At 67.2% G+C, this 6,743-nt stretch carries 8 protein-coding genes; 5 read left to right on the top strand and 3 right to left on the bottom strand.

What is annotated here, in order from left to right; translation table 11 throughout:
- Window positions 1-221: 221 nt before the first annotated feature.
- Complete coding sequence (locus tag ACEQZD_RS02455) at window positions 222-1,154, top strand: hypothetical protein (RefSeq protein WP_142947316.1); 933 nt, start codon at window positions 222-224, stop codon at window positions 1,152-1,154.
- A 12-nt stretch (window positions 1,155-1,166) separates the two neighbouring features.
- On the opposite strand, the gene folK is transcribed toward ACEQZD_RS02455, so the two are convergent.
- Window positions 1,167-1,658, bottom strand: a complete 492-nt coding sequence (gene folK, locus ACEQZD_RS02450) for a 2-amino-4-hydroxy-6-hydroxymethyldihydropteridine diphosphokinase (RefSeq protein WP_370183748.1) — start codon at window positions 1,656-1,658, stop codon at window positions 1,167-1,169.
- On the bottom strand, window positions 1,658-2,014 hold the full coding sequence (gene folB, locus ACEQZD_RS02445) for a dihydroneopterin aldolase (protein WP_067605199.1): 357 nt from the start codon (window positions 2,012-2,014) through the stop codon (window positions 1,658-1,660). Before folB ends, folK begins: the two co-directional genes overlap by 1 nt.
- A gap of 57 nt (window positions 2,015-2,071) precedes the next feature.
- Here folB and plsY point away from each other — a divergent pair, with 57 nt between their 5' ends.
- The gene (gene plsY, locus ACEQZD_RS02440) at window positions 2,072-2,686 is read left to right on the top strand and encodes a glycerol-3-phosphate 1-O-acyltransferase PlsY (protein WP_370183746.1); all 615 of its coding nucleotides are present in this window, start codon (window positions 2,072-2,074) and stop codon (window positions 2,684-2,686) included.
- A gap of 64 nt (window positions 2,687-2,750) precedes the next feature.
- Here the strand turns inward: plsY and tsaD are convergent, their stop codons facing one another.
- Window positions 2,751-3,776, bottom strand: coding sequence for a tRNA (adenosine(37)-N6)-threonylcarbamoyltransferase complex transferase subunit TsaD (tsaD, locus tag ACEQZD_RS02435; RefSeq protein WP_370183744.1), 1,026 nt, complete (start codon window positions 3,774-3,776; stop codon window positions 2,751-2,753).
- A 154-nt stretch (window positions 3,777-3,930) separates the two neighbouring features.
- On the opposite strand from tsaD, the gene rpsU reads away from it, so the two are divergent.
- From rpsU to dnaG, 3 genes are read left to right on the top strand one after another with little or no spacing between them, the layout of a single operon-like run.
- Window positions 3,931-4,146 (top strand): 30S ribosomal protein S21, encoded by a 216-nt coding sequence (gene rpsU, locus ACEQZD_RS02430; RefSeq protein ID WP_014993329.1) that lies wholly within the window; start codon window positions 3,931-3,933, stop codon window positions 4,144-4,146.
- 56 nt (window positions 4,147-4,202) lie between these two features.
- Window positions 4,203-4,652 carry a GatB/YqeY domain-containing protein gene (locus tag ACEQZD_RS02425; protein WP_142947320.1) on the top strand — a complete coding sequence of 150 codons (450 nt, stop codon included), beginning with the start codon at window positions 4,203-4,205 and terminating at the stop codon, window positions 4,650-4,652.
- 54 nt (window positions 4,653-4,706) lie between these two features.
- The gene (gene dnaG / locus ACEQZD_RS02420; RefSeq protein ID WP_142947321.1) at window positions 4,707-6,653 is read left to right on the top strand and encodes a DNA primase; all 1,947 of its coding nucleotides are present in this window, start codon (window positions 4,707-4,709) and stop codon (window positions 6,651-6,653) included.
- Window positions 6,654-6,743 lie beyond the last annotated feature (90 nt).

Below are 6,743 nucleotides of genomic sequence, written 5' to 3'. Positions count from 1 at the left end.
ACCGTGGCCTGGCTGGCCCTGGAAGCGCCCTACATCACCGGCCAGATTCTGGCGGTGGACGGCGGCCGCTCGCTCTCCTTCCCCGGCGGCTGAGCCACGCGTCCGTTTCACCACGGATCGGTCCGCTGATTTGGAAAACCGCCCTCAATTCGGTAAAACAGCGCCAGGGGTGACGAAGAGCACCCCGCTTTTTTAACCATTACCCGATTTTTGGGGGGAATATGCGATCCACTTTTTTCCGCGCCCCGGCGCGGCGAGGGCTTATTGTGCCCGCCACCCTGACCCTGACTCTCCTGAGCGCCTGCGGCGGCGATGCCAATGACCCGCCCCCGCCGGTTTCCGGCAATACCCTGGTGATCGATGAGGACAACGCGGCGCTGGTCAGCCAGCTGGCACTGTCCCAGCCGGACGTCTTCGAGCTTACCCTGATGCCGCTGGTTTTAGCCGCCGTTGACGGCGCCCATGCGGGCTGCGATGCCGGAACCGCCGACCTGGAACTCGACGCCGACGACCGGCCCATCCGCGCCACCTTCAGTGATTGCGAAACGGATTCGTTGTCCGGTTTCGATTTGCTGGTGGACGGTGAAATCAGGCTGGAGTACGAAGGGAGCAGTGATGAAATCTTCACGCTCAGCAGCGACGCCACCTTCGAGGAGACCATCGATACCGGCACCGAAACGCTACGGCAAACCACGCGGCTGAACGGCGCTTTCCACGGCGCGCCCTCGTCCGGCGCCCTGGACGGCAACTACACCGACATCAATGCCACCATCGCCGTCGACAGCGAGATGGACGAGGGGACCGGCGACCCTCAGAGCCTGTCGATAACGCTGACCTACGGTGACTTCGGGATCGTTTCCGAGCCCCAGGGCAAAGACGCGGACAGCCTGGCCGTGAACGGCGACATCACCTTCAGCGAGCTGCTGGACGGCAGCGTATCGGTGGTCACCGACACGCTGCTGGTGCAAGAAGACGGCCCGGACTGCCCGCGCGCCGGCAACCTGTCCATCGCCGGGGCGGAAGGGTCATCGCTGGCGCTGTCCTTTCAATCCAACGACGCGGTGACCGCCACGGTCAACGGCCAAAGCACGGATTACGACTGCGAACAGTTCACCGACTGGCTCGAGTCCCAGGATCCGCTTGACCGACGCTGAGCTGGCCGCCGGTTACGGCCAGTCGAACCGCACCACGCTGAGACGCTGCTCGGGGAACGGGTATTCCTCGAGCAGCTCGGCGTAGGTTTTATTGAGGCTCGGGTGGCACGCGTCCGGCGCCAGATCGGCCAGCGGCCGCAGCACGAAAGCGTGTTTGAGGATTTCATCGCGGGGCAGGCTGACGCCGTCGAACTCGCCGGTGAGCTCCCCGTAGGTGAGAATGTCGATATCCAGGGTACGGCTGGCGAATTTCTTCTCGCCACGCACCCGGCCGTGGGCGCGTTCGATGTCGCGCAGCCGGTCCGCCAGTGCCGCCACCGGCAGGTCGGTGTCCAGCGCCACCACCAGATTGAAGAACGGGCTGCCCTTGAAGCCCACCGCCTCGCTTTCATAGACCGGGCTCAGACGCAGCTCGCCGAAGGCGGCGGCCAGGTCGTCCAGCCCCGAACCGATGTTGTGCTGCCGGTCGATGTTGGAGCCGAGGCTGAGAAATACCGTGGTCATCAGGTGCGCTCCCCTCGCTCGATGATAACGCCCACATCCCGCGACCCGCGCAGGGCGCCGGGCTTGCTGAGGCGCAGCTTCAGCCAGGCCACCCCGAACTCCTCGCGGACCACGTCGGCGACCCGTTCGGCCAGGGTTTCCACCAACTGGAAGTCGCTGTCTTCGATGAACTGAATCACCCGCTTGCCGATACTCTTGTAGTCCAGAGCGTCGTCAATGTGATCGCTGGCGGCGGCCTTGCGTATGTCGGTGGCCATTTCCAGGTCCAGGCTTACGGTCTGGCGGATGCGGCGCTCCCAATCGAAAATGCCGATTACCGTGTCCACCTTCAGATCACTGATATAGACGATATCCATGTTGGTCCTTGATAATGCCCGGGGTTTCGAGACTTTAAAAAAACAGGATTATAGCCGGTGGACACCATAGCATTACAGGAAAGCTGGGGCTGGTTGCTGCCTTTGTGCGCGGCCGCTTACCTGCTGGGTTCGATCTCCAGCGCCATTCTGGTGTGCCGGCTGTTCGGCTATCCGGACCCGCGCACCCAGGGGTCCAGCAACCCCGGCGCCACCAATGTGCTGCGCATCGGCGGCAAACCCGCCGCCGCCCTGACCCTACTGGGCGACGTGCTCAAGGGCACCGTGCCGGTGCTGGTGGCTTACGGCCTGGGGCTGTCCGCCACGGCGGCGGCGCTGGTCGGCTTCTGCGCCTTCCTCGGCCACCTGTTTCCGGTGTTTTTCCAGTTCCGGGGCGGTAAGGGCGTGGCCACCGCCTTCGGTTTGCTGTTTCCACTGCACTGGCCCAGCGGCCTGGTGGCGGGGGCGGTCTGGCTGGTGGTGTTCGGCGCCACGCGGATCTCCTCGGTGGCGTCGCTGCTGGCGTTCAGCGCCGCGCCGATCAGCCTGTGGTTCTGGCTGCCCACCGCGTTCTGGCCGATGGCGGCCCTCACCCTGATCATGGTGATCCGCCACCGGGCCAACCTGGCCAAGCTGCTCAGCGGCGAAGAGCTGGGCTTCCGCGGCAAGCGCTGAACTGCAAGCTGCACAGGCCTTGTGGGAGCGGGCCCTGCCCGCGAGAGGCAAGCAGAGCTTGCCGCTAAAGGCTGGCCAGCTCCGCCAGCGGCCAGCGCGGCCGCACTGCGATCGGCAGGCCGCAGCGCTCACCGCCGGCGAGGCGCAGCGCGCCGGCGTAGGCAATCATGGCGCCGTTGTCGGTACAGTAGGCCAGCCCCGGATAGAACACCCGCACGCCCTTCTTGGCCATGGCCGCGTCCAGCCGCTCACGCAGCATCACGTTGGCGCTGACGCCGCCGGCCACCACCAGCCGCTTGGCGCCGGTCTGCTCCATGGCGCGGCGGCACTTGATCACCAGGGTGTCCACCGCCGCCTCCTGGAACGCCAGGGCGATGTCACAGCGGTCCTGTTCGCTCAGGGCGTCGACGCCGCCCAGATCGTTGATGGTGTTCAGGGTGAAGGTCTTGAGCCCGGAAAAGCTCATGTCCAGGCCGGGCCGGTCGGTCATCGGCCGGGGAAAGCGGAACCGCCCGGCCGTGCCACTCTCGGCCAGCTTCGCCAGGCGCGGGCCGCCGGGGTACCCCAGGCCCATCATTTTCGCCACTTTGTCGAAGGCTTCGCCGGCGGCGTCGTCCACGGACTCGCCCAGCGGCGCGTAGTCGCCCAGGGCGCGCGCCTCCAGCAGCAGCGAATGGCCGCCGCTCACCAGCAGCGCCACGAACGGGAAGTCCGGACCGTCCTCTTCCAGCATCGGCGCCAGCAGGTGCCCCTCCATATGGTGCACCGGCACCGCCGGCAGGCCCCAGCCGTAGGCCAGGCTGCGGCCGACGCCGGCGCCCACCAGCAGCGCCCCGGCCAGCCCCGGGCCGGCGGTGAACGCCACGCCGTCGAGCTGCTCCGGGGTGGTGCCGGCCTCGCTCATTACCTGGCGCACCAGCGGCAGCAGCCGGCGCACATGGTCGCGGCTGGCCAGCTCCGGCACCACGCCGCCGTAGGCGGCATGCATGTCGATCTGGCTATACAGCGCCTGGCCGAGCAGGCCCTGTTCGGTGTCGAAGATGGCCACGCCGGTCTCGTCACAGCTGGATTCGATGCCCAATACGCGCATGGAGACTCCCTGAATAAGGAGGCGCATGATACCGCCAAGCCCGCCTCTTTGCATTTCCTCCGAGCTCAGGTAGAATTCGCGCCCTGCTGTCCGGGCCCTCCACCTGAGCCCCTCAGCGCACTCATTAATCCAATTTCAAGGTAGGTGATACTTCATGCCTCAGGTGAAAGTGAAAGAAGGCGAACCCTTCGACGTGGCCCTGCGTCGTTTCAAGCGTTCCTGCGAGAAAGCCGGTGTGCTCTCCGAAGTCCGTCGTCGCGAGAACTACGAGAAGCCCACCCAGGAGCGTAAGCGCAAGCGTGCCGCCGCTGTAAAGCGTCACCTGAAGAAGCTCCAGCGCGAGCAACTCGCCCGTAAGCGTCTCTACTAAGCCGCTCCGGCCGTAGAGACCGCCCGCTAACACGGGCCGCACAGTCAGGAATCGCCATGAGCGCTCTTAAAGAACAGCTCACCACGGCCATGAAAGACGCCATGCGCGCCAAGGACAAGGCGCGCCTGGGCGTTGTGCGTATGGCCCTGTCCGCCATCAAGCAGATCGAAGTGGATGAACGCATCGAGCTGGATGATGAGCGCGGCCTGGCGGTGCTCGACAAGCTGATCAAACAGCGCAAGGATTCCGCCACCCAGTACCGCGACGCCGGCCGGGACGACCTCGCCGACATCGAGGAGGCGGAAATCCAGGTGCTGCAGACCTTCCTGCCCGCGCCGCTCAGCGAGGCGGAGGTCGACGCCCTGATCGATGACGCCATCGCCCAGACCGGCGCCGCCGGCATGCAGGACATGGGCAAGGTCATGGGCGTGCTCAAGCCGCAGCTGCAGGGCCGTGCCGACATCGGCGCCGCCAGCGGCAAGGTGAAGAAACGCCTGACGGCCTGATCGGGCCGTCCGCCCGATCTTGATTCGCGGCCCCGCCGCGAGGAATATCCCCCCATGGCCGGTCGCATTCCCGAACACTTCATTCAGGATCTTCTCGCGCGCAGCGATATCGTGGCGCTGATAGACAGCCGTGTGCCGCTCAAGAAGACCGGCCGCAACTACGCCGCCTGCTGCCCGTTCCATCAGGAAAAGACCCCGTCGTTCACGGTCGCCCCGGACAAGCAGTTCTACTACTGCTTCGGCTGCGGCGCCTCCGGCAACGCGGTGGGCTTTTTGATGGAATACGACCACCTCAACTTCCCCGAGGCGGTGGAGCAGCTGGCGATCCGCGCGGGCCTGGAAGTGCCCCGCGAGGAAGGCCACGACGCGCGCAAGGACAAGGCCAAGCGGGACCGTCTGCAGACCCTTTACGACCTGCTCGCCCGCGCCGAACGCTTCTACCGGCAGCAGCTGAAAAGCGCCCCGGAAAAGCAGAAAGCAGTGAATTACCTGAGGGGCCGCGGCCTCACCGGGGAGATCGCCGCCCGCTACGGCCTGGGCTTCGCGCCGCCGGGCTTCGACAACCTGATCAACGGCCTGTCCCTGGACAAGGAAGGCCTGGAACAGGCGGTCACCGCCGGCCTGCTGGTGCGCCGCGAAGACAACGGCCGCACCTACGACAAGTTCCGCGACCGTATCCAGTTCCCGATCCGCGACCACCGGGGCCGCACCATCGGCTTCGGCGGCCGGGTGCTGGGCGACGGCAAGCCCAAGTATCTGAACAGCCCGGAAACCCCGGTCTTCCACAAGGGCCGCGAGCTCTACGGCCTGTGGGAATGGCGGCAAAGCCGCGACCGCAGCGACCGCCTCTACGTGGTGGAGGGCTACATGGACGTGATCGCCCTGGCCCAGCACGGGGTGCCCAACGCGGTGGCCACCCTGGGCACCGCCACCAGCGAGGACCACGGCCAGCTGCTGTTCCGCCAGGTCAACGAGGTGGTGTTCTGTTTCGATGGCGACGAAGCCGGACGGCGCGCCGCCTGGCGGGCGCTGGAATCGATCCTGCCGGTGCTGGACGACGGCAAGCAGGCCCGCTTCCTGTTCCTGGACGAAGGGGAAGACCCGGACACCCTGGTACGCACCCAGGGCCCGGAGGCGTTGTTAGCGCTCACTGACAAGGCCGACGCCCTGTCCACCTACCTGTTCCGGCACCTCTCCGAGGGGCTGGACCTGGCCACCGTGGACGGCCGGGCGCGGCTGGCGCGGCTGGCGCTGCCCTACCTGGACAAGCCGGCCGGGCCGGTCTACCGCGCCCTGCTGGAAGAAGAGCTGGCGCGCCTCACCCGCCTGGAGCAAAGCTCCCTGGAAAAGCTGCGCCAGAGCCTGCCCGCCCAACGGGGCCGCCCGGCGGCGCCCGCGGAGCCGAGCGCCCCGCCGCCAGCGGACGACTACGGCTATGGCGACGGTTACGAGCCGGCAGGCGATCCGGCAGGCGACCCCGGCGGCGAACCACCCCCGGACTGGGACGCCGCCGCCGTGGCCCGCGCCGCCCGGGCACGGCCCAGGCGCCCGCAACGGCAACGAGGCAGCGCCGGCGGCCTGGGGCTGGTGGAACGGCTGGTGCTGGTGCTGCTGTCGCACCCGGAAGTGCTGGAGGAGCGCCCCCTGCCGGAGGGCCTGGAAGAGCTGGATATCCCCCAGCTGGACCTGCTGATCCAGGTGGCGGGCACCGCCCGCGACCAGGCCAGCTCGCCGCCCGCCCTGCTGGGCGCGGTGATGGCGCTGGAACAGGGCGAATCCCTGTCGGTGCTGCTGCGCGAGGCGCTCAAACCGCCCATGGACGCGACCACGGCACGGCGCTACTGGCACGACGCCCTGGAGCACCTCAACGCCCTGGCGCTGGAGCAGGCCCTGGAACTGGAGCAGCGCCGCCCGACACCGGACGGGGCGCGGCTTTCAGAGCTGATCAAGGCGCTCGCCGAGGCCCGCAACCGGGCCCGCCAGGCGCCCATCAGCGACTGACGCCGCCCGTGCCGGGCTCTGGCGCCACCCCTTGTACAAACTGGCCCCGGACCCCATATCCCAGTATAATACGCCGTTTCCCAACGACAT

Source organism: Alloalcanivorax sp., assembly GCF_964221125.1.
In the GTDB taxonomy this organism is placed as follows: domain Bacteria; phylum Pseudomonadota; class Gammaproteobacteria; order Pseudomonadales; family Alcanivoracaceae; genus Alloalcanivorax; species Alloalcanivorax venustensis.
The sequence above is the reverse complement of the archived record's forward strand: the minus strand, read 5'-3'. Positions and strand labels throughout refer to the sequence as shown.